The organism is Deltaproteobacteria bacterium, assembly GCA_016234845.1.
Classification (GTDB): domain Bacteria; phylum Desulfobacterota; class Deferrimicrobia; order Deferrimicrobiales; family Deferrimicrobiaceae; genus JACRNP01.
This window is the reverse complement of record JACRNP010000025.1, coordinates 1-21,909: the sequence shown is the minus strand read 5'-3', so window position 1 is coordinate 21,909 and position 21,909 is coordinate 1. Positions and strand designations below refer to the sequence as shown.

Below are 21,909 nucleotides of genomic sequence, written 5' to 3'. Positions count from 1 at the left end.
GCCGAAGTGCTTCAGGCACGCGAGGTGCGTGAAGGTGGCGCGGGGGCCGAGGAACGCGACGGAGAGCGGCTTCTCCAGCGACAGGGAGGCGGAGATGATCTCCCGGTAGATCGCCTTCAACCCCTCGTTGGGGAACGGGCCCGGGTTTTTCTCCATGAGGCGGCGAAGGATCTCCACCTCGCGCTCGGGAACGTAGAACTTGAGGTTGCGCTCCGTCTTGATCCGGCCGACCTCGAGGGCGGTCGCCGCCCGTTCGTTCAGGAGGGCGAGGATCCGGTCGTCGATGGCGTCGATCCGGCCGCGGAGCTCCTTCAGGCGATCCGCCGTCACTCAGGCGGCCCCCGCCTTCCTCTTCATCGCGCCCATCTCCCGGAACTTCCGGTATCTCCGGTCGAGGAGCTTCGCCGTCGGCATCGACAGGAGCGGCGTCAGCGACTCGACCAGGGCGGCCTTCAGCGCGTCGGCCGCCGCCTTGTGGTCCCGGTGCGCCCCGCCGAGCGGCTCCGGGATGATCCGGTCCACGACCCCGAACTTCTTGAGGTCGGGGGCGGTGATCTTCATCATCTCGGCCGCCACCTCCGCCTTCGCCGTGTCGCGCCACAGGATCGACGCGCACCCCTCCGGGGAGATGACCGAGTAGACGGAGTACTCCATCATCAGGATCTCGTCGCCCACGCCCAGGGCCAGCGCCCCGCCGCTGCCCCCTTCCCCGATGACCGCCACCACGATGGGGGTTTTCAGGTGCGCCATCTCCAGGAGATTGCGGGCGATCGCCTCCGACTGCCCCCGCTCCTCCGCGCCGATGCCGGGAAACGCCCCGGGGGTGTCGATGAAGGTGATGACGGGGAGGGAGAACTTCTCGGCCATCTTCATCACGCGGAGCGCCTTCCGGTACCCCTCGGGGTTCGCCATCCCGAAGTTCCGCTGGATCTTCTCGGTGGTGTTTCGCCCTTTCTGCTGCCCGATGAGGAGGACCCTCTGCCCCTCGAGCTCCGCGAAGCCGCACACCACCGGCGGGTCGTCCCGGAACGCCCGGTCTCCGTGCACCTCGAGGAAATTCTTGAAGATCAGGTTGATGTAGTCGAGCATGTACGGCCGGTTCGGGTGCCGCGCCAGCTGCGTGACCTGCCAGCGGGTCAGGTTGGAGAAGATCTCCTTGCGGATCTTGCCGATCTTCCGCTCCAGCTTCCCGGCCTCTTCCCGGATGCTCTTGTCGGTCCCGTCGTCGAGCCGTTTCAGCTGCTCGAGCCGGTTCTCCAGGTCCACGATCGGCCGCTCGAAATCCAGATACTGCAGGATCATCGGGTGCCCCCTATTGTGGCGTAAACCTTTATTTTAAGCGGAATTATGGTTCAGACAAGAACAATTTGACCGATTTTCCGGCATCGCGCAGCGCCCGATCCGGGGAGAGACGGACCTGTTCCGGCTCGGAGGAGAGCCAGGTGAACTGGCGTTTTGCGTAGCGGCACGTCTCCCGCCGGGTCGACTCGATCGCGTCGGGGAGGGGGAGCCGGTCCAGCAGGTGGCGGACGGCCTGCCGATACCCGAGCCCTCCCATCGGCTTGAGATCCCTCCCGTACCCCCTGCCGAGCAGATCCTGAACCTCGCTCAGCAACCCTCCCCGGAACATTCCCTCCGTTCGGGCGGCGATCCGGGCGTACAGGGCCTCCCGTTCGGGCCACAGGGCGAGGAAGAGGGTGCGGTACCTCACCCGGGCTGCGCCCCATCGTCCGCGAACCCGGCTCGCGGGGACGCCCGCCAACGCGGCGATCTCGAGCGCGCGGACCACGCGGACCCGGTCGGACGGGTGCACCTTCGCGGCGGTTTCCGGGTCGATCCGGGCGAGCTCGGCGTGCAAGGCGGCGGCTCCCTCCTCGACCCAACGGCAGCCGAGGAGCCGCCTCACTTCCGGGTCCGCCGGGAGCGGGTCGAGCCCTCGCAGGAGCGCCCGGATGTACATCCCTGTACCGCCGACAACCAGCGGGACCTTCCCGCGCGCGACGATGTCCGCGACCGCTCGTTCCGCGTCGGAGACGTACCTTCCCGCGTTGTACGGTTCGTCGGGGTCGGCCACGTCGATCAGGTGGTGGGGGATCCAGGCCCGTTCGGATTCGGACGGTTTGGCCGTGCCGATGTCCATGTGGCGGTACACCTGCATGGAGTCGGCGTTCACGACCTCGAGGGGGAGGTTTCTCGCGAGGGACAGGGCGAGGGCGGACTTCCCCGAGGCGGTCGGGCCCGTAAGTACGACGATCTTCGGGGACATCATCCCGAGCGGCGGAACATCGCGTCGAGCTGGGCGCGGGTCAGGCGAAACCATACGGGACGCCCGTGCGGGCAGCTGTGGGCGGCCACCGCGTCGTCGAGTTCGGCCAGCAGGAGGCGGGCGCGGTCCGGTGTGACGCGGTCGCCCCCGCGGACGGAGGAGTGGCACGCCATCCGCCACAGCTCCCGGTCCGCGTCGAGGATGTCTTTCGGGACCGTCTCCTGCACGCGGATCGCCTCGAGGAAATCGTCCCACCAGCGCCTGGCGTCGAAGCCGGACAGGGCGGCCGGTCCGCCGGTGAGCAGGATCCGCCCGACCCCGCGGGACTCGAACGTGAACCCCGTGCGGGTCAGGAACCGTTCCACCGCGGACCGCTCGTCGGCCAGGACCCCGGGGAGCTCGACCTCCTCTGGGTGAAGCCACCGCTGGGTCGGGGCGCTCCGGCCCAGGTACCGGTCCTTCAGGCGCGAGAAGACGATCCGCTCGTCGGCGGCGTGCTGGTCGATCAGCACCATCTCCCCCGCCCCTTCGCACACGAGGAACGTCCCGAGGAGCTGCCCCACGGGGGCAAGGGAGGAGAAGAACCCCACCCCGGACGCGGCCGGCTCTCGGGACGCGAACGGCAACGGTGCCGGCGCCCCGGATCCGGGTTCCGACGGAGCGGTGCGAAACGGAGCGCGACCGCCGGTGACGATATCCGGGGAGATGTCCGTCCACGTTGGAGCGCGGAAGGACGGGCCGGCCGGAGAATCCCCCAGCGCCTTCCCGATCGCGTGCCGGACCAGCTCGTTCAGGTCGCGAGGGTACCGGAAACGGACTTCGGTCTTGGCGGGGTGGACGTTCACGTCCGCCTCCGACGGGGCGCACGTGACGAACAGGTACGCCACGGGGAGACGGTCGGGCGGAAGGATCCCGCGGTACGCCTCGCGCACCGCGGCGTGGAGGCCGCGGTCGCGGAACCTCCTGCCGTTGACGAAGAACCACATCCCCGACGCCCCCGCCCGCGCGATCTGCGGGAGCCCGGCCCAGCCGAAGACGCGGAAGAACGCGGACGACTGGTCGATCGGTACAAGGTACCGCCCGTCGTCCCCGGCGTGCCGCCTGGCGCGGTCGACCGCCGATTCCCGGCTCTCGTAGGCGAACTCCCCCCTCGGGTCCGCGAACCGGAAGGATATCCCCTCGCCCGGTATCGCCACTCCGTGGAAAACGTCCCGGAGGTGATCCAGCTCGGTCCGTTCGCTTTTCAGGAATTTCTTCCGCGCGGGGACGTTCCCGAAGAGGGAGGAGACCGTGACCGTGGTCCCGCGAGGCGCCCCCGCCTCGCGGACGGAGCGGACGACTCCTCCCTCCGCGACGAGCTCGGTCGCCGACTCCTGCCCCGACGGCCGGGAGACGAGATCGATTCGGGCGACCGAGACGATCGAGGGAAGCGCCTCTCCGCGGAACCCGAAGCTTCCGATCCGGTCGAGGTCGTCCGCGGACGCGATCTTGCTGGTGGTGTGGCGGAGGACGGAGAGCTCGGCCTCCTCGCGCGTCATCCCGCACCCGTCGTCGGTGACGCGCAGCGTGAACGGGAACGGACCGGAGACCTGCGCGTCCACGGCCCCCGCGCCCGAGTCCACCGCGTTCTCCAGCAGCTCCTTGAGGACCGACGCCGGGCGCTCGACCACCTCGCCCGCCGCGATCCGGTTGACGACGTCGTCCGGCAGGGGACGGATCCGGGAAGCCAACTACTTCTTCCCGCCCGGGAGATCCTCTCCGATCCGGATCTCGGCCCTCCGGATCCCGGCGACCCGGCGGCGGAAGTCGTCGCGCACCGTTTCGCCTCCCTTCTCCCCCATCAGGGCGCGGGCGATCTTCTTCCCCTCCTCGACGCCGGGCTGGTCGAACGGGTCGATGCCGGCGCACTCCCCGACGATGGCGGTCACCCATTCCCAGAAGTGGAGGAACGCTCCCACGTTCTCCTCGTCCCGCCGGCCGACCTCCATCCGGACGATCGGCCGCCCGGCTCCCCACAGCGCGCCGATCGTCCCCTCGAACTCCGCATCGAACAGGTCGCGCAACGGCTTGCCCCCCAGCATCGACATGTCGGGGGCGAAATCCGCCCCGGGGATCTTCCCCTTCTCCCTGCCCTTCATCCAGCGGACGAACGTGAACACCTTGTCGGCCGGACCGTCCTGGTAGAGCTGGAGCTGGGAGTGCTGGTCGGTGACGCCCACGGCGCGCGACGGCGTCTGCCCCACCGACGTCCCGTCGCGGCGCTTCTTCCCGAGGCTTTCGCCCCAGAGCTGCTGCCACCACTCGGCGACCCGGGAAAGCCCCTCGCCGTAGGTGAACCAGACGTGGACCGGCTTGTGGGCGCGGAACAGGTAGTGGGCGTAGACCGCGGACGCGAACCGCACCGGGTTGTCGGTGCCCTGGGTGTGGCGGAAGACCGACTCCATCTGCGCGGCGCCGGCCAGGAGCCGCTCGATGCGCACACCGGACGCCGCCAGCGGAAGAAGGCCCACCGCGGAGAGGACGGAGAACCTCCCTCCGACGTTCGGCGGGACCGGGTAGCTCTTCACCCCTTCCGCGTCGGCCATCCGGCGGAAGACCCCTTTCACCGGGTCGGTGACCAGGATCAGGTGCTCCCGCCACCGCTTTCCGACCGATTTCTTCAACGCGGCGATCGCTATGGAGAGCTGGGCGTTGGTCTCCGCCGTCCCGCCCGATTTGCTGATGGCGACCACGACCGTCTTCCGCATCGGATGCGATGCCAGGAGCGGGAAGAACGCGTCGGGATCCACGTTGTCCGCCACCGACAACTTCAGTCCCCGGAGGGACGACCCGCCGCCGACGGCGTCGTGGACCGCACGGGTTCCCAGCGCGGAGCCGCCGATCCCCAGCACCAGGAGGTGGCTGAACCTCTGCCTGAGCACCCGGGCGTCCCGGGCGATCGCGCGGGCCTCCGACACCATGAACGGGAGATCCGGGAAACCGATATCCCCCCGAAGGTGCTTCTCCTCGAGCGACCCGACCGCCCGGTCGACCAGCGCCATCGCGTCGCGGAAGGAGGCCGCGGAGATCCCCTCGCCGCCCGGAAGATTGCTCTCCCCCGCGAGGGAGAAATCGAACCGAAAACGGATCCCGTCGCCCATGCCGGTTCCCCCTACCCTCCGACCGCCTGTTTTTCCTTCATCACGCGGAATTTCGAATCCATCCCCTTCAGCCGTTCCACGATCCCGCCGTATTCGAGCTCGCTGTACGGGAGCATCGCCGGCCCGAAGAATCCCTGGCGCCGCAGATCCTCGGACTTGGCGGAGGTTTTCGTCCGGACATAATCCCAGTACGGGTGGTCGAAGGCGTCGACCGGCTCCGTGAACCGTCCGTTCCGGACGCAGAACGCCAGGCACGACACGATCGGCGGGCCGTCGAAGAACGAGGTGCCGGTGTTCCGCTGGACCGGCATCAGCGCCCCGTGGTGGCTCCCCCGCATGAAGCCGGCGACGAAGTGACCGATGCCGAACGGGGCGAGCACCTCGCCCGTGGCGGGAAAGCTCCCCTGGGTCCGCACGAGCATCACCGGATCGTCCTTCCCGGTGTACTTTCCCGCGATGTTGTGGAGGCGGGTGGTGCTGACCACCGCGGCGATCTCCCCCGTGTCGCGCGAGCGGATCGATTCGACCACGAACCGCTCCTGGTCCCGCAGCAGCGCGGCGATGTCGTAGAGGTCCTCGGGGGCGGAAAGGTCGATCACGCGGTCCCCTTCCGTGTGGGCCACGTCCATGATGCGGAAGGTGAACCCTTTTCCCACCTTCGGGGAGAGGATCAGCCCGGAGGAGACCATCGGGTCCGCGAAGCCCAGGTAGCACGGCAGGTTGTACGCGCCGGGATCGGTCTTGTCCGCGGCGAAGAACAGGAACGGCTCGTTCGGGCGCTCGTCGATCTCCATCTCCGCCACCGCGGGCCCCATCCCCTTCACGTTCCCCGAAAAGGAGTCCTTCAGGAGATCCTGCCCCGCCCCGTACAGCCCCTGCTCCTTCGCCGTCTTCGTCCCCGCGAGGAAGGCGTCCCAGGCGAGCCGGTGGACCTCCGGGTTCCCGGTGCCGCCGGCGTGGGACATGAGGATGGCCACGTCGTCCCCGGTGAACCCGACGTGGGTGTCGATCAGCAGCCCCTTGCCGCCCGTTGCGATCTTCTCCCGCACCGACTCGAGCAGTCTCCCGCTGGGGCGGATGTGGCCCCCGATGGACCCGATGTCCGCCTTGATCACGGATAGCGTAACCTTCATCGTTTCCCCCTTTCCGGATCCGTTACCGGCCCGTTAAGCGACGGATTCCTGACGACGGTACCAATCGACAAAGAGCGAAACGCCGCGTTCGATGGGAATGCGCGGTTCGTATCCGATCTCCGCCCTGGCCCGGGAGATATCCGCGAACGTCACCGGGACGTCGCCGGGCTGCGGCGGGCGGAAGCGCCGCGCGGCCGGCCGGCCGCACGCCTTCTCGATGAGCGACACCAGGTCGGCGAGGGAGATGGTGGCGGACTCCCCGAGGTTGTAGACCCGGTACCCCGGCGGAGCGCCGATCGCCCCCAGGACGCCCGTCACGATGTCGTCGATGTACGTGTAGTCGCGGCGCGAGGAGCCGTCGCCGAACAGATCGATCCCCTTCCCCTCCAGGATCCGGCGGGTGAATTTGGCGATCGCCATTTCCGGGCGTTGGCGGGGACCGTAGACCGTGAAGAACCGCAGCGCGACGATGTTCATGCCGAACAGGTGGCAGTACGAATGGCAGAGGAGCTCCCCCGCCTTCTTCGTCGCGGCGTACGGGCTCACCGGGCGGTCGACGAAGTCGTCTTCCGAGAAGGGGACCTTCGTGTTGCCGCCGTAGACGGAGGAGGACGACGCGAAGAGCACCTTCGGGACATTCCGCTCCCGGGCCCAATCCAGCACGCGGATCGTCCCCTGGACGTTCACGTCCGCATACCCCGCCGGATCTTCGACGGAGGGGCGCACGCCCGCCTTCGCGGCGAGGTGGACGACGACGTCGGGGCGGATGCCCGGGCCCCAGCGATTCAACGCGTCCGGATCGCGGATATCGCCCTCGGAAAACGCGAACCGGCCGCTTTCCGACAGCGGGGCGAGGTTCCGCTCCTTCAGGGAGCGGTCGTAGAACGGATCGAAGTTGTCGAGACCGAACACCCGGGCGCCCCGCGCCAGCAGGGATTCGCAAATGTGGGATCCGATGAAGCCCGCGGCTCCTGTGACGAATGCGGTGGTGGGCACTCCCGAAACCTCCCGGACTCTGCGCCTGTCGATGCCTCAATACTACCGCAGAAGCGGATTGGCTTGACAGGGGGATGGGCGGCGGAAAAGAATACCTTCTGCGGCGGCATAGCCAAGTGGTAAGGCAGAGGACTGCAAATCCTTTATCCCCCGGTTCGAATCCGGGTGCCGCCTCCATCTTTCCTTCACTCCGGGATCCCACCCATCGTGCGGCCTGCGTCGGAACGTGAAGGAAGATGCCCGGGTGGCGGAACTGGCAGACGCACGGGACTTAAAATCCCGAGGCCGCAAGGCCATGAGAGTTCGATCCTCTCCCCGGGCACCAGTCAATTCTTCCGTTGCATGGTACATTGCGAGAGGATCGAACGCGAGCTTCCGCCGAGCGGATAGCGAGGACAAGCGCGACGCTCTGGAGCGCGGCAGGAAGCGAGCCAGCCGGAAGGGCGATGGCCTGGATGGCCAAGCCTCGTCGGTCGATCCTCTCCCCGGGCACCAACATTCCAAAGCCGTCAGTCCGCCGCGATTCCTTCCTCCGGGCCAAACCGATCCACCGCTTTTTTCATCTAAAGTCTTTAAACTACATCGGAACGGCAAGGGGGCCGGGTCATGAGAAGGATCGTTTTCACGGTATCGGGGATCGTTGCGCTCCTGGCATTCGTCTCCTCCGGCACGGCGTTGGCGAACCGGATGCACGGGGAAAAGGTCAAGGTCAAGCTGGGGGCCGTCCCGGGGGTCAAGACGTCGGCGAGCGGAGACGCGGTCTTCGTGCTGAGCAAGGACGAGAAGACACTCCACTACAAGCTGAACCTCAAGAAGATCGATAACGCGACGATGGCGCACGTGCACGCCGTCGGCGATGACGGCACACCCGCCGCCATTCTCACCTGGATCTACCCGGTGGGCGGGACGGCCCCTACCCTCAAGGAGGGAAGCTTTTCCGGAACGCTGGCGGAAGGGGACATCACCGCCGACAAGCTCGCCGGACCGCTGAAAGGCGGCACCCTGAAGGACCTGTTCGAGAAGATCGAATACGGGACGGCGGGTGTCGCGGTTCACACGAAGCAGAACAGCAAGGGCGAATTGTGGGGCCTCCACAAGGAGGCGAAGGCGGGGAAGGCGGACAGGACGGAAAAGAAACCGTCGCCCGCCGGATCGGCACCAAGGTATTGAACGGCGATCGGCCGCTCCATCGCTCCGGCATCGCGACGGAAAATCCCGGGATGCCGGAGCGGCGGCAGTGCACGGCGCCGGATCAGAACAGCGGGCGTACCTCGGCGACGCGGAAGTACGCGACGTGCTTCACCGCCTCGGGGTTCCCCGGGCTGACTTTTCCCGTCCGCTCCCGGATCGTCGCGAGCATCTCCCCGGACTCCTCCGTCCGCGCGAGGGACAGGGTCAGGCGAACGCCCCGGTATCCATCCCCCGGAGCGAAGTACACGTAGGCCGCGTTGGGATTGGACCGGACGTTGTCCCAGCTTCTCCCGTCGGTCATCCCCCACGCGACCGTGTTCGCGTCCACGACGTGGGGCGCCGCGTAGACCGCGGTGTTCACCGCCCCGTCCTTCGACGCCGTGGCGATTACTCCGCGGCCGCCCGGTTTGAAGACCTCTTCCAGCTTCATCGTTTCCCCTCCCGTCGAACGAGTTCGACCATTTTTCCGTCCGCGCGCGGCATCGCGTACCGGCCTCGCCCCGGGGGGGCGAGCCATCCCGATCCTTTCCCCGCCGGCAGCGCCCCGCCGGCCGCCTCGCACAGGTAGCCGTGAAGGGTGATCCGGTAATGGGAGTAGGAGTGGGATACCGTTCCCACCTTCCTTTGAATCACCGCGCGGACGTGGAGTTTCTCCCGCACCGCCCGGAGAAGGGCGCGCTCGAGCGTCTCGCCCGGGCCGCGCCGCCCCGACGGGAACGCCCAAAGCCCCCCCAGCAGGCGGGAAGGCGGTCGTCGCTCCAGGAACAGGCATCCGTCGGGTCGCAGGAACAGGGCGGCCACCACGTCGTGGTGGGGGACGATTCTCCGACCGGTCCGCGCGGGAATCCCGTGCTGGCTTCCCGCGAGGAAGGCGGCGCAGAAAGTCGCGACGGGGCAGACGCCGCACCGGGGAACCTTCGGCAGGCAGACGGTGGCGCCGAGGTCCATCACGGCCAAGGCAGTCTCGCGCCCTTTCCCCTTGGCGACGATCCGTGCGGACATCTCCCACAGGACCGGCTCGATCTTCGCGGCGCGGGGGGGGCCTTCGATGGCGAACAGGCGGGCGATCACCCGGCGGGCGTTCGCGTCGAGGATCGGCGCGTCGGCTCCGAACGCGATGGCGGCGATCGCGCCCGCCGTCGATCGCCCGATTCCGGGAAGCGCGGCGAGTTCCTCCACGGTGCGGGGGATCGCTCCCGCGTACCGCGCCACGACGATCCGGGATGCCCGGTGGAGGTTCCGTGCGCGGGCGTAGTACCCCAGTCCCTCCCACGCCTTCATCACCCGGTCGATGGGGGCCCGGGAAAGCGAGGCGACGTCGGGGAATCGGGAGACGAACCGTTCGTAGTACGGGATGACCGTCTCGACCCGGGTCTGCTGGAGCATGACCTCCGACACCCAGATCCGGTACGGATCCCGGGTTTCGCGCCACGGCATGCGCCGGGCCGCCGTTCGAAACCACCGGAGGAGAGCCCCGGAAAGGCGTGCGACGTTCACGCCCCGGGGTTCCGTCCGCCCTGTCCGGAAACGCCGATGCCCGGGTAGTGGGTCTTCAGGCAGTCGCTGCAGACGCCGTGGCTGAACTCCAGGCGATCTTCCTGCCGGAAGAACGTTTCCACCGGCACCCACCGTCCCGGCCCGTCGGGCCTCTTCACGTGGATCTTCTTGCAGTGCATGCAGATCGGCAGGATCGACTCGAGGACCTCGACCTTCCTCTCCAGCGACTGACGGCTCCGGTACAGGTATCCGCCGGCCGCGAGCAGCAGCGCCAGGACGGCCGCCAGCGTCAGGGCGTTCTGCCATAGCAGGCGCCGGTTCCGCTCCAGGATCTCGGAGATCCCGTAGTAGGCTTCCATGACAAACAGGACAGCCCCCTCCCGGTCGCGGATCGGGATGTACACTTCGGCGAGATCCGCCGGGATCTCCTGCCCGTACTCCTGCCGATGCTCGTCGCGCGAAATGACCTTGGAGACCACCTTTCCGTCGAGCGCGGCCACGAATCCGGCGTCCTTTTTGGGCTTTTTCCTTGCCTCCCCGGAGTCCGGGGGGTACACGATGCTCCCGTTCCGCTCGTAGATTTTCACGGTTTGGAGACCGAGGTACCCCATCTTCTGCCGGATGTGGCTTTCCAGGTCCCTCAGATTTCCGGGGTCGTCGAGACGGGACAGGACCTCGGTAAGAGCGAGACGCTGCTCCAGATCCCGTTCCAGAAGCACCGCGAGCGCCGTGGAGTGCCACTCGATGTCGTGGAGCCCCTCGGACCGCAACGCGAACCATTCGCGCGCCATCAGCGGCACGTAGACGACGATGAACAGCCCGCAAAGAACACCCCGGAAATACCTGGAAACGAACGAGGGCTTTCTCTCCTCCGATATCGCCGTCACGGCCGCCTCATCCGGCATCACGCGCCTTCCGGCAGGTCCTCGGCCGGCAGATCGGCAAGCGACGGATACCGCGTGTCCCTGTCCGAGAGGATCGGACGGGACACCGGCCACCGGATGCCGACGAGCGGGTCGTTCCAGGCGATCCCCCGCTCCCCCTCGCGGTGGTAGTAGTCCGTGCACTTGTAGAAGAAGTCCGCGCTCTCCGATGTCACGCAGAAGCCGTGGGCGAAACCTTCCGGGATCCACATCTGCCGCCGGTTGTCGCCGGACAGCAGCGCTCCGGTCCACTTCCCGAAGGTGGGCGAACCGCGCCGCAGGTCCACCGCGACGTCGAACACCTCTCCGGAGAGCACCCGCACGAGCTTCCCCTGCGGCTTCACGACCTGGTAATGGAGCCCCCGCAGCACGCCCCGGACGGAGCGGGACTGGTTGTCCTGGACGAACCGGACGTCGAGCCCGGTGGCCTCCCGCCACGCCCGCTCGTTGAAGCTTTCGAAGAAATGGCCCCGGTCGTCGCCGAACACCTTCGGCTCGACGAGCAGGATGCCGGGGATCTCCCCGGGAACGACCTTCACGCGCCCTCCGCGAGGATCTGTTCGAGGTAGCTCCGGTACGGCGATTTCGGGATCGCCTCGATCTCCCTGGCGAAGGCGGCGGCGGTGAGGAACCCTTTCCGGAAAGCGATCTCTTCGGGGCACGCGATCTTCAGCCCCTGCCGCGTTTCGATGGTGCCGATGAACAGGCTCGCCTCCATCAGGCTGGCGTGGGTCCCGGTGTCGAGCCAGGCGATCCCCCGCCCCAGCTTCTCCACCCGGAGCTCCCCCCTGCGCAAGTAATCGAGATTGAGGTCGGTGATCTCCAGCTCCCCCCGCGCCGACGGGGTGAGCCCCTTCGCACGCTCGACGACCTTCCCGTCGTACAGGTAGAGTCCGGGGACGGCGTAGTTCGACTTCGGCCGGGCAGGCTTCTCCTCCAGTCCGATCGCATTCCCCTCCGCGTCGAACTCCACGACCCCGTACCGGTGCGGATCGCGAACCGGGTACCCGAACACGAGGGCGCCTCCCGAAAACGATGCGACGATCCGGTCGAGCCCCATCTTCCCGTAGAAGATGTTGTCGCCGAGGATGAGGCACACCGAGTCCGTTCCGATGAACTCCTCCCCGACGAGGAACGCCTGGGCGATTCCCCTGGGTTCGGGCTGGACCGCGTACCGGAACCGGACCCCCATCCGGCTCCCGCCTCCGAGCAGTTCCCGGAATCGCGGCAGGTCGTGCGGCGTGGAGATGACGAGGATGTCCCGGATGCCGGCCGTCATGAGGGTGGCGATCGGGTAGTACACCATCGGCTTGTCGTATACCGGCTGAAGCTGCTTGCTGGCGACCACGCTCAGCGGGTAGAGGCGCGACCCCGCTCCTCCCGCCAGGACGATCCCCTTCCCGATCCCGCCCATCCGAGCACCCCGCGATCCGCTTTTCCCCCGCCCGCGTCCCGCCGACGGGTTGCTGCATTGTATCCGAGCGGAGCGCATCTGGGGAATAGTCGAATCCGGCAATCCGGCCGCTCCCTTGACTGGCGCCTAAGTATTGAATAGAGTTATGATTTTATATTCTTTCGAGGAGGAGCCCAATGAAACGGAACCCGCATGCCGTCGCCGCCGTCACGTGCGCCCTCTTCGCCCTGGCGTTCATGGGAGCGGAGAAGGCGAAACCGGCGGCCAAACCGAAGGCCGAGCCGATCCGGGCGAAGATCGGCGTCATCTCCTACATCACCGGCCAGGGGGCCGCGTACGGCGAGGCGATCACCAACGGCATCAAGCTCGCCCGGGACGAGGTCAACGCGAAAGGCGATGTCGCGATCGACCTGAAGATCGAGGACTCCTCCGGGAAGCAGGAGCAGGCGCTGGCGGCGGCGCAGAAGCTCATCAACTCGGAGAAGGTCGTCGCGATCATCGGCCCCACGCTCTCCAACGAGATGTTCGCCGCGGGCCCCGAGGCCAACGCGAGCGGTGTGCCGATCATGGGAACGTCCACCACGGCGAAAGGGATCCCGCAGATCGGGAAGTTCGTCTTCCGGAACTCGATGCCCGAGTCCCAGGCGATCCCGGCCGCCGTCGGCCACGCGGTGAAGAAGTACAACCTCAAGAAGGTCGCCCTCCTCTACGGGAACGACGACGCCTTCACCAAGTCCGGCTTCGACACGATGAAGGAGACCGCCGAGAAGCTCAAGCTGAACATCGTGACGATACAGGAGTTCCAGAAGGGGCAGGCGGACTACAAGGCGCAGTTGACGAAGATCGCGTCGCTTTCGCCCGACGCGGTCTTCTGCTCGGCCCTGTACAACGAGGGGGGGGTCATCCTCGCCCAGGCGCGGAAAATGGGATTGAAGGTTCCGTTCGTCGGCGGCAACGGCTTCAACTCCCCGAAGGTCATCGAGATCGCCAAGGAGGCGGCGGAGGGGCTGATCGTCGCCACCCCCTGGTTCGGCGAAAAGAACGACCCGAAGGTGAAGGCGTTCGTGGCGAAGTTCGAGAAAACGTACGGGAAGAAGCCGGACCAGTTCGCCGCGCAGGCGTACGACGCCTTTCACATCATGACGAACGCGCTGAAGACGGCGGGAGCGGCGGACCGGGGGAAGCTTCGCGACGCGCTGGCCGCGACGAGGAATTTCCAGGGGGTCGTCGGCAACTTCTCCTTCGACGCGGACCGCGACGTGGTCATGACGCCTAGCGTCCTGATCGTGAAGAACGGAAAGTTCGCGATCTTCAAGTGATCCGGGCGCAGCGTCGGAGACGGGCGTGTTCCTCGAACAGCTGATCAACGGCGTCACCCTGGGCAGCATCTACGCCATCGTGGCGCTCGGCTACACGCTCGTCTTCGGCGTGCTCGACATCATCAATATGGCCCACGGGGAGATCTTCATGTTCGGGGCGTTCGTCGGCATGCTCATCCTGAGCAAGGCGGGCGCCCCGCTTCCCGTCGCGTTCCTGGGGGCCATCGTCGTCGCCTCGGCGATGGGCCTGCTCCTGGAGCGGCTCGCCCTGCGGCCGCTGCGCGGGCGGCCCGGGGCGTCGCACCTGGCCTCTCTCATCAGCACGATCGGCGTCTCCATCCTCCTGGAGAACGTGGCGCACAAGATCTTCGGTTCCGGGAACCACCTGTTCGAGACGCCGTTCGCGGAAATCTCCTTCCAGCTCGGCGGCGTGACGGTCTACCTGGTCCAGGGGGTGATCCTGCTCATTTCACTGCTCCTCATGGCGGGGCTCGCGCTCTGGCTTTCGCGCACGCGCTCGGGGAAGGCGTTGCGCGCCACCGCGGAGGACCTCGAGACGGCGGGACTGCTCGGGGTGGACACGAACCGGATGATCACCGTCACGGTCGTCATCGCCTCGGCGATGGGCGGGGTCGCCGGGGTGCTGGTGGGGATGGCGTTCAGCTACATCAACAACCAGATCGGGCTCTCCATGGGCCTCAAGGGGCTGGCCATCATCATCTTCGGCGGCATGGGGAGCGTCTACGGCGCCATGGCCGGGGGCTTGATCCTCGGGCTCTCCGAAACGTTCGTGGTCGCCTACGGCTCCTCCGGGTACCGGGACGCGATCGCCTTCGTCGCAATCATCGTCGTCCTCCTCATCAAACCGCAGGGGCTGTTCGGACAGGCTCCCGCCGAGGCGAAGCGGTAACCCATGGAGTGGCTGAACCCGTACCACCTGCAGGTAGCGTCGTTCGTCCTGATCAACGCCATCCTCGGCGTGAGCATCTATGTCACCCTTTCCACCGGGCAGCTCTCGCTGGGGAACGCCGGGTTCATGAGCATCGGGGCATACACCGCCGCCCTTCTCTCCACCCAGCACCACCTTCCGATTCCCGTGGGGATCCTTGCCGGGAGCCTTCTCGCGGGGATCGCGGGGATCCTGGTCGGCATCCCGTCGCTTCGTCTTTCCGGTGTGTACCTTGCCATCGCCACCCTCGGGTTCGGCGAAGTCCTCCGGGCCGTCCTCATCAACTGGGAATCGTTGACCGGCGGCGCGGTGGGCATCGCGGCGATCCCGCAGATGGGGCGCGTGATCCTCGTGTGGGCGAGGGACCGGGGATTCTCCCCCGAATCGCTCGGGCTGCAAAGCAACCAGTTCATCAGCCTGACGGTGTTCCTGATCCTTCTCTGCGGCACGATCCTGACGGTCGCCTTCTTCCTGCGGCTCTCCCGTTCCCGGGTCGGACGGGCGTACGCCGCCATCCGGATGGACGAACGCGCCGCGGCGGCGGCGGGGATCCCCATCACGTACTACAAGGTGCTGGCCTTCTCCCAGGGGGCGTTGCTCTCCGGATTCGCCGGAGCCCTGTTCGCGCACTCGACATCGTTCGTGAGCCCCGGGGACTTCACCTACCACCGGGCGGTGGAGATCCTCGTGTTCGCCGTCTTTGGCGGAAGCGCGCACATCTTCGGCCCGGTCTTTGGCGCCGCCTTCCTCACCGTCGTCCCCGAGGCGCTTCGCGCGATCAGCGAATACCGGTACATCCTCTACGGCGTGCTGCTCGTCCTGATGATGACGTACCGTCCGCAGGGAGTCGTCGACGCCCCGCTGCTGCGGCGCTTCCGGCGGGGGGCGGCGTGAGCGCGATCCTCGCCCTCGACCGGGTCGGGAAAACGTTCGGCGGGCTGTCCGCCCTCTCGGATATCTCGTTCTCCGTGCGGACGGGCGAGATCCTGGGCGTGATCTGCCCGAACGGCGCCGGGAAGGCGACGCTGTTCAACGTGATCACCGCCGTCTTTCCCCCGACGGCGGGGACCGTGTTCTTCGACGGGGCCGCCATCAGCGGCCTGGCCCCCCACGCCCTCACCCGGATGGGCATCAGCCGGACGTTCCAGAACATCCGCCTCTTCGCCTCGATGAGCGTGGAGGAGAACGTCATGGTGGGCCGCCACTGCCGCACGGGCGCGGGGGTGTGGCGCGGGGTCGCGCGGACCCGCGGACAGCGGGAGGAGGAGCGCGGCGTCCGGGAGAAGGCCCGGGAGCTGCTTTCGCTGGTGGGGCTCGCCGGGACGGACCCGAAACAGGAGGCGGGGAGCCTCCCCTACGGGCACCAGCGGCGGCTGGAGATCGCGCGGGCGCTGGCCGCGGAGCCGCGGCTGCTGCTCCTCGACGAGCCGGTGGCGGGGATGAACGAGGCGGAGACGCAGGAGGTGTTCCGGCTGATCCGGCAGGTGCGGGGGCTGGGGGTCACGATCCTGCTGATCGAGCACGACATGTCGCTCGTGATGAAGGCGTGCGACCGTCTCGTCGTGTTCAACTTCGGCCGGATGATCGCGGAGGGACCCCCGGCGGCGATCCGGGACGACCCGGAGGTGATCGAGGCGTACCTCGGGACCGCGGAGGATCCGGAGGATGCTTGAGGTCCGCGGGCTGGAGACGTATTACGGGAACATCCGCGCGCTCCGGGAGGTCTCCATCGACGTCCGCGAGGGGGCGATCGTCGGCATCATCGGCGCCAACGGCGCGGGGAAGACCACCCTGATGAAGACCATCGCGGGGGCGCTCTCGCCGCGGGCGGGCACGATCCGCTTCCGCGGGGACGAGATCGCGGGCCTGCCGCCCCACGAGATCGTGCGGCGGGGGGTCGCGCTGGTGCCGGAGGGGCGCGCGATCCTCGCCCGGATGACGGTTCGGGAGAATCTCGAAATGGGCGCGTACGCCCGCACGGACGGGAAGGTCGCCGCGGACATGGAGCGGTTGATGAAGCGGTTCCCGGTCCTCTCGGACCGCCGGGAGCAGCTGGGCGGATCCCTTTCGGGCGGCGAGCAGCAGATGCTGGCGATCGCCCGCGCGCTGATGTCGGCCCCGAAGCTCCTCCTGCTGGACGAGCCCACCCTCGGCCTGGCGCCGATGGTGGTCGCCGACATCTTCGCCATCATCCGGGAGATCAACGCGGACGGGACGACCGTCCTGCTCGTGGAGCAGAACGTACGGCAGGCGATGAAGGTCTCCTCCCACACCTACGTCCTCGAGACCGGGAAGATCGTCCTCGAGGGCCCGTCGAAGGAGCTGATCCGCGAGCCGCGCATCAAGGCGTCGTACCTGGGGCAATCCTGATTCCGTAGCGCGCGGAGTGACGCAGCGCTCGTAAAATGAAACGCCCCCGGGGGCATAGCGCCGCCGGGGGCATGACCGTACGAATGGAGCGGGCGACGGGATTTGAACCCGCGACTTCGACCTTGGCAAGGTCGCACTCTACCGCTGAGTTACGCCCGCGCGGTGATTGTCGATTCTAGGCGAACCCCCGAACGGTTGTCAAGAAATGCGCGCCGCAGGATCCGGCGGGCTACTGCTTGAAGATCTCCCCGACGAACCGGAAGAAGTAGTCCAGCCCCGACCACGCGGTGAGGACCAGCCCCGCGGCCAGGATCACCATCCCCCCGTCGTGGATCGGAAGCCCGAATACCGGATAGTGGAGGATGAGGAGCGCCATCCCGATGTTCAGGAGGAGGGTCTTCGCCTTTCCCAGTTTCGACGCCGCGATGACGACGCCTTCCGTGGACGCGACGCCCCGCAGCGCGGTGACGCCGATCTCCCGCGCCACGACGATCAGGACCATCCACGCGGGAACCCTCCCCGGCGGGATGAGCATGATCATCGCGGCGCACACCAGGAGCTTGTCGGCGAGCGGGTCCATGAGCTTGCCGATGGAGGTGACCATCCCGTAGCGGCGCGCGATGTAGCCGTCGAAGAGGTCCGTGATCGTGGCGGCGACGAACAGGAGGAAGGCGGCGACCGATCGGCCGGGCGAGATTTCCCTCCCCTCGGGCGGAAGCAGGACGAGGACCACCACCGGGATGGCGAGGATCCGCAGGAGGGTCAGGATGTTCGGCGGGTTCAGCCGGGAATCGGTGGTCATTCGAACGCTGTTATTCGATCGCGGAGTACTGCCGGTACAGGTCGAGGACGCGCCGGACGTACAGGCGCGTCTCCTGGTACGGCGGAATCCCTCCGTACTTCTTGACCGCCGCGGGGCCCGCGTTGTACGCCGCGACGGTATTGGTGATGTCGCCTTCGAAGGTGGCGAGAAGCTCCTTGATGTACCGGACCCCGCCCTCGATGTTCTCGATCGGATCGAACGGGTCCGACACGTTCAGCCGCTTCGAAGTGAACGGCATCAGCTGCATCACCCCCTTGGCGCCCTTCCGGGAGACCGCCTTCCGCTGGCCGTTCGACTCGGCCTTGATGATGGCGTGGACCAGCGCCGGGGACAGGTTGTGGGACCTCGCGTACCGGTCGACGTAGTTCGCCATCCAGTCTTCCTCGGGCAGCCCCGCCGGCTTCCGGGGGGCCTGCGCCTTCACCCCCTCCCGCAGGTACAGTTCGAACCGCTCGTCGGCCTGGGTGTTGGAGAAGTGGATCACCCCCTCGTCGTCGACGAATCGGAAGATGTCCGCCCCTGCCGACACCGGCCAGAGGAGAAGGGAAAGGATGAAAAAGGTTCGTAAATTAACCATAATTCATTATTGTAGGTAAAGCCCCCCCTTAAGTCAAACCACCGGGGTCGGCGCGGAGAGGAGTCCCCATGGAGAGGGTGTCCCGTTTCCTTGTAATCGGCAGCGGAATCGCGGGCTTGAGCTTCGCCCTGCGCGCGGCGAGGCATGGGACGGTCACCGTCATCACCAAGAAAGAGGCATCCGAATCGAGCACGAACTACGCCCAGGGGGGTATCGCCACCGTCTGGAGCGGGGAGGACTCCTTCGAGTCCCACATCGAGGACACGCACCGGGCGGGGGCCGGGCTGTGCCATCCGGACACGGTGGACCTCGTCGTACGGGACGCCCCGGCGCGGATCCGGGAACTGATCGAGTGGGGGGTCAAGTTCACCCGCCGCACCGGGAAGCGGGAGTACGACCTCCACCGCGAGGGGGGGCACTCCCGGCGAAGGATCTTCCACGCCAAGGACCTGACCGGCCGGGAGGTGGAGCGGGCGCTTCTCGACCGTGCGCGGGAGAACCGGCGGATCCGGATGTTCGAGCACCACGCGGCGGTCAACCTGATCACCCGTCAGCGGCTCTCCTCCTTCGACCGCCAGGGGGCCGACGAGGTCCTGGGCGCCTACGTCCTGGACCAGAAGACGGGGGCGATCCACACGTTCGTGGCGGACGCCACCGTCCTGTCGACCGGCGGGTCGGGAAAGGTGTACCTGTACACGAGCAATCCCGACGTCGCCACGGGGGACGGCATCGCCATGGCGTACCGCGCGGGAGCCACGATCGCCAACATGGAGTTCGTGCAGTTCCACCCGACCTGCCTGTATCACCCCCACGCGAAATCGTTCCTCATCTCCGAGGCGGTCCGCGGGGAGGGTGCGGTCCTGGTCAACCGCGCCGGCAGGAGGTTCATGGAGACGCAGCACCCGATGAAGGAGCTCGCCCCGAGGGACATCGTCGCCCGGGCGATCGACGCCGAACTGAAGCGGACCGGCGAGGATTGCGTCTACCTCGACATCCGGCACAAGGGGCCGGCGTTCATCCGGAAACATTTTCCGAACATCCACGGGACGTGCCTGTCCTTCGGGATCGACATGACGAGGGAGCCGTTGCCGGTGGTCCCGGCGGCGCACTACCAGTGCGGGGGGATACGGACGAACCTCCACGGCGAGACCGACATCCAGCGGCTGTTCGCGATCGGGGAGTGCGCGGGGACCGGCCTCCACGGGGCGAACCGCCTGGCGTCGAACTCCCTCCTCGAGGCGCTGGTGTTTTCCGACCGCGCGGTCCGCCGATCGGTGGACGCGTACGTGGGGAAGCCCCGGCCGCGGATCGACATCCCGAAGTGGGACCCGGGGAAGGCGCAGGAGCCGGACGAGGCGGTCGTGGTCTCCCACAACTGGGACGAGATCCGCCGGACCATGTGGAACTACGTCGGGATCGTGCGGTCGAACAAGCGCCTGTCGCGCGCCCTGGACCGGATCGAGCTGCTGCAGCGGGAGATATCGGAGTATTACTGGAACTTCCGCGTGACGGGGGACCTTCTGGAGCTCCGCAACATCTGCACGGTCGCGGAGCTGATCGTGCGGTGCGCGCTGCAGCGGAAGGAGAGCCGCGGGCTGCACACGACGATCGACTACCCGTACCAGGACGACGAGCACGGGCGGAGGGACACGCTGGTGCGGCGGACCCGGTTCTAGGAAGCGCGAAAAACTACCGCCAGGAGAGGACCGCCCTCCCCTCCACTCCGGTCAGCACGAGCTTTAGCCGCGGCTCCCCCGCTTTCGGCGGGGTGTCGGCCCGCTCCGCCTCCTTCGGGAACGCCACCTCGTACGCCCGGTACCACGTTCCCGAGTAGGGGAAGAAGCGGGAGATCTCCTCCGGCCGCAGGGACGCCTTGCGGATGTAGACGGGCTCGAAATCCTTCTCGTCGGATCGGACCAGACGCAGGCTCCAGGTCGTTTCCGGCTTCTCCAGGTCGTTCCCCTTCTCCTCCGGCACGTAGAGGGCCACGAAGAACCGGACGTGCTTCGAGGATTCGTCCCGCCAACGCCCGATCACCTTGTCCCGCCGGGAGGAATCGAGGTAGTAGATGTTCGAGTACTCCTCCGAGAACGCGCGGAGCCACGTCTCCGACAGCCACGTTGCGGAGAGGATGAACCGCGTGTCCAGGCCGTCGTGCACCTCCCGGGTGCGGGTGGCGGTCTCCGTGACCTGGCCGTAGGTGGGGGACCCCATGACCTTCTCGTACAGGGCGACCGACCGGGGGCCGCACCCCATGGCGGCCGCCGCGAGGCAAAGAAGGGCCAGCGCGCGGGCGACGCGCGGCGGAGTCTCACGCATTCTCCACGTCCTCCTTCACGAACATCGGCTCCACCGTGTACCCTTCCTTCGCGACCGCGTCGGAGCCGCCTTCGTTCCGGTCGACCAGGCACAGCACCCGGACCACGACCAGCCCGGCCCCGACCGCCCGCTCGATCGCCCGGAGCGTGGAGGCCCCGGTCGTGACGACGTCCTCGAGGATCGCCACCCGCATCCCGGGGCGGAGGTTCTTCGTCCCCTCGATCCACTGCGCGGTGCCGTGCTTCTTCGGCTCCTTCCGGATGATGAACGCGGGGACCGGCCAGCCGCGCAGGACGGAAGTGAGCGAGACCGCGGTCACGATCGGGTCCGCCCCGAGCGTGATTCCACCGACCGCCTCCGGGCGCTCCCCCGTCTCGAGCATCGAGCAGAAGAGGCGGCCGGTGAGCAGCGCCCCCTCCGCGTCGAGCGTGGTCTGGCGGCAGTCGATGTAGAAGTCGGATTCCCTGCCGGAGGAGAGGACGACCTTCCGCTTCTCGTAGCTCTTCTCCTTCAGCAGGGAAAGGAAACGTCGCCGGTCGGCGGCGAGTTCGGCGGGAAACGCGGCGGAGCCGCGTGCGGAGCGTTGCAGCATGGGAGATCACCCCCTCGGATTGGTTGGCCGGGGCGGCCGGGGCGTCAGATCCGCACCGAACCCCGGAACAGCGGAAGCTGCTCTTCGGTCTCCGCCGTCTCCAGCGGGATCGAATAGTTCCCGGAGAAGCAGGCGTCGCAGTAGGAGACGTTCCCGTTCGGCACGCAGCCGTGGAGCCCCTCCATGCTCAAGTACCCCAGGGTGTCGGAGGTGAGGTACGTGTTGATCTCCTCCAGCGTGTGGGTGGCGGCGATCAGGTCGCGCCGCAGCGGCGTGTCGAGCCCGTAGAAGCACGGGTAGCAGGTCGGCGGCGAGCTGATGCGGACGTGGATCTCCTTCGCCCCCGCCGCCCGGATCATCTTGATGATCTTGCGGCCCGTCGTCCCCCGCACGATCGAAT

The 21,909-nt window shown here is 67.4% G+C and carries 24 protein-coding genes and 3 tRNA genes; 9 read left to right on the top strand and 18 right to left on the bottom strand.

What is annotated here, in order from left to right:
- The 7 genes from pheA to HZB86_02135 all read right to left on the bottom strand — a co-directional run.
- Positions 1-330, bottom strand: a 330-nt coding sequence (pheA, locus tag HZB86_02165) for a chorismate mutase (GenBank protein ID MBI5904348.1), incomplete at its 3' end; no start/stop codon positions are given.
- Entirely contained in the window at positions 331-1,302 is a 972-nt protein-coding gene (locus tag HZB86_02160; protein MBI5904347.1) for an acetyl-CoA carboxylase carboxyltransferase subunit alpha, read from the bottom strand.
- Positions 1,303-1,345: 43 nt separating this feature from the next.
- A complete protein-coding gene (miaA, locus tag HZB86_02155) occupies positions 1,346-2,266 on the bottom strand; it encodes a tRNA (adenosine(37)-N6)-dimethylallyltransferase MiaA (GenBank protein ID MBI5904346.1) in 921 nt (306 codons plus the stop codon).
- Positions 2,266-3,996: a DNA mismatch repair endonuclease MutL gene (gene mutL / locus HZB86_02150; protein MBI5904345.1), complete on the bottom strand. Its 1,731-nt coding sequence runs from the start codon at positions 3,994-3,996 to the stop codon at positions 2,266-2,268. Before mutL ends, miaA begins: the two co-directional genes overlap by 1 nt.
- The gene (locus tag HZB86_02145) at positions 3,997-5,406 is read right to left on the bottom strand and encodes a glucose-6-phosphate isomerase (GenBank protein MBI5904344.1); all 1,410 of its coding nucleotides are present in this window, start codon (positions 5,404-5,406) and stop codon (positions 3,997-3,999) included.
- Positions 5,407-5,417: 11 nt separating this feature from the next.
- The gene (locus HZB86_02140) at positions 5,418-6,539 is read right to left on the bottom strand and encodes a fructose 1,6-bisphosphatase (GenBank protein ID MBI5904343.1); all 1,122 of its coding nucleotides are present in this window, start codon (positions 6,537-6,539) and stop codon (positions 5,418-5,420) included.
- 33 nt (positions 6,540-6,572) lie between these two features.
- On the bottom strand, positions 6,573-7,535 hold the full coding sequence (locus tag HZB86_02135; protein ID MBI5904342.1) for an NAD-dependent epimerase/dehydratase family protein: 963 nt from the start codon (positions 7,533-7,535) through the stop codon (positions 6,573-6,575).
- Between the two features lie 102 nt (positions 7,536-7,637).
- On the opposite strand from HZB86_02135, the gene HZB86_02130 reads away from it, so the two are divergent.
- From HZB86_02130 to HZB86_02120, 3 genes are all read left to right on the top strand, one after another.
- Positions 7,638-7,712 (top strand) — tRNA-Cys (locus HZB86_02130).
- A 61-nt stretch (positions 7,713-7,773) separates the two neighbouring features.
- Positions 7,774-7,860, top strand: a tRNA-Leu gene (locus HZB86_02125).
- A 281-nt stretch (positions 7,861-8,141) separates the two neighbouring features.
- A complete protein-coding gene (locus tag HZB86_02120) occupies positions 8,142-8,705 on the top strand; it encodes a CHRD domain-containing protein (protein ID MBI5904341.1) in 564 nt (187 codons plus the stop codon).
- 82 nt (positions 8,706-8,787) lie between these two features.
- Here HZB86_02120 and HZB86_02115 read toward each other — a convergent pair whose 3' ends face one another.
- Genes HZB86_02115 through rfbA form a run of 5 tightly spaced genes read right to left on the bottom strand, consistent with a single transcriptional unit; the run spans position 8,788 to position 12,560 of the window.
- On the bottom strand, positions 8,788-9,156 hold the full coding sequence (locus HZB86_02115; protein ID MBI5904340.1) for a pyridoxamine 5'-phosphate oxidase family protein: 369 nt from the start codon (positions 9,154-9,156) through the stop codon (positions 8,788-8,790).
- Complete coding sequence (gene mutY / locus HZB86_02110; protein ID MBI5904339.1) at positions 9,153-10,223, bottom strand: A/G-specific adenine glycosylase; 1,071 nt, start codon at positions 10,221-10,223, stop codon at positions 9,153-9,155. The genes HZB86_02115 and mutY overlap by 4 nt, the downstream gene beginning before the upstream one ends.
- Complete coding sequence (locus HZB86_02105) at positions 10,220-11,128, bottom strand: hypothetical protein (GenBank protein ID MBI5904338.1); 909 nt, start codon at positions 11,126-11,128, stop codon at positions 10,220-10,222. Before HZB86_02105 ends, mutY begins: the two co-directional genes overlap by 4 nt.
- Positions 11,128-11,685: a dTDP-4-dehydrorhamnose 3,5-epimerase gene (rfbC, locus tag HZB86_02100; GenBank protein MBI5904337.1), complete on the bottom strand. Its 558-nt coding sequence runs from the start codon at positions 11,683-11,685 to the stop codon at positions 11,128-11,130. Before rfbC ends, HZB86_02105 begins: the two co-directional genes overlap by 1 nt.
- Positions 11,682-12,560, bottom strand: coding sequence for a glucose-1-phosphate thymidylyltransferase RfbA (rfbA, locus tag HZB86_02095; protein MBI5904336.1), 879 nt, complete (start codon positions 12,558-12,560; stop codon positions 11,682-11,684). The genes rfbC and rfbA overlap by 4 nt, the downstream gene beginning before the upstream one ends.
- Before the next feature lie 176 nt (positions 12,561-12,736).
- On the opposite strand from rfbA, the gene HZB86_02090 reads away from it, so the two are divergent.
- Genes HZB86_02090 through HZB86_02070 form a run of 5 tightly spaced genes read left to right on the top strand, consistent with a single transcriptional unit; the run spans position 12,737 to position 17,198 of the window.
- Entirely contained in the window at positions 12,737-13,879 is a 1,143-nt protein-coding gene (locus HZB86_02090) for an ABC transporter substrate-binding protein (protein MBI5904335.1), read from the top strand.
- Between the two features lie 25 nt (positions 13,880-13,904).
- Positions 13,905-14,789: a branched-chain amino acid ABC transporter permease gene (locus HZB86_02085; GenBank protein MBI5904334.1), complete on the top strand. Its 885-nt coding sequence runs from the start codon at positions 13,905-13,907 to the stop codon at positions 14,787-14,789.
- 3 nt (positions 14,790-14,792) lie between these two features.
- On the top strand, positions 14,793-15,722 hold the full coding sequence (locus HZB86_02080) for a branched-chain amino acid ABC transporter permease (protein MBI5904333.1): 930 nt from the start codon (positions 14,793-14,795) through the stop codon (positions 15,720-15,722).
- A 5-nt stretch (positions 15,723-15,727) separates the two neighbouring features.
- Positions 15,728-16,501, top strand: coding sequence for an ABC transporter ATP-binding protein (locus tag HZB86_02075; protein ID MBI5904332.1), 774 nt, complete (start codon positions 15,728-15,730; stop codon positions 16,499-16,501).
- Positions 16,494-17,198, top strand: a complete 705-nt coding sequence (locus tag HZB86_02070) for an ABC transporter ATP-binding protein (GenBank protein MBI5904331.1) — start codon at positions 16,494-16,496, stop codon at positions 17,196-17,198. The genes HZB86_02075 and HZB86_02070 overlap by 8 nt, the downstream gene beginning before the upstream one ends.
- Before the next feature lie 84 nt (positions 17,199-17,282).
- On the opposite strand, the gene HZB86_02065 is transcribed toward HZB86_02070, so the two are convergent.
- From HZB86_02065 to HZB86_02055, 3 genes are all read right to left on the bottom strand, one after another.
- Positions 17,283-17,357 (bottom strand) — tRNA-Gly (locus HZB86_02065).
- 70 nt (positions 17,358-17,427) lie between these two features.
- Positions 17,428-18,000, bottom strand: a complete 573-nt coding sequence (gene pgsA, locus HZB86_02060; GenBank protein ID MBI5904330.1) for a CDP-diacylglycerol--glycerol-3-phosphate 3-phosphatidyltransferase — start codon at positions 17,998-18,000, stop codon at positions 17,428-17,430.
- A 10-nt stretch (positions 18,001-18,010) separates the two neighbouring features.
- Positions 18,011-18,598 carry a lytic transglycosylase domain-containing protein gene (locus HZB86_02055; protein MBI5904329.1) on the bottom strand — a complete coding sequence of 196 codons (588 nt, stop codon included), beginning with the start codon at positions 18,596-18,598 and terminating at the stop codon, positions 18,011-18,013.
- Between the two features lie 68 nt (positions 18,599-18,666).
- Between HZB86_02055 and nadB the strand changes: the two genes are divergently transcribed.
- Entirely contained in the window at positions 18,667-20,274 is a 1,608-nt protein-coding gene (gene nadB, locus HZB86_02050; protein ID MBI5904328.1) for an L-aspartate oxidase, read from the top strand.
- 13 nt (positions 20,275-20,287) lie between these two features.
- Here the strand turns inward: nadB and HZB86_02045 are convergent, their stop codons facing one another.
- The 3 genes from HZB86_02045 to HZB86_02035 form a co-directional block, all read right to left on the bottom strand.
- Positions 20,288-20,917 carry a hypothetical protein gene (locus tag HZB86_02045; protein ID MBI5904327.1) on the bottom strand — a complete coding sequence of 210 codons (630 nt, stop codon included), beginning with the start codon at positions 20,915-20,917 and terminating at the stop codon, positions 20,288-20,290.
- Positions 20,910-21,509, bottom strand: a complete 600-nt coding sequence (pyrE, locus tag HZB86_02040) for an orotate phosphoribosyltransferase (protein MBI5904326.1) — start codon at positions 21,507-21,509, stop codon at positions 20,910-20,912. Before pyrE ends, HZB86_02045 begins: the two co-directional genes overlap by 8 nt.
- A 44-nt stretch (positions 21,510-21,553) precedes the next feature.
- Positions 21,554-21,909: amidophosphoribosyltransferase (locus HZB86_02035; protein ID MBI5904325.1), on the bottom strand; the 356-nt coding region annotated here is incomplete at its 5' end.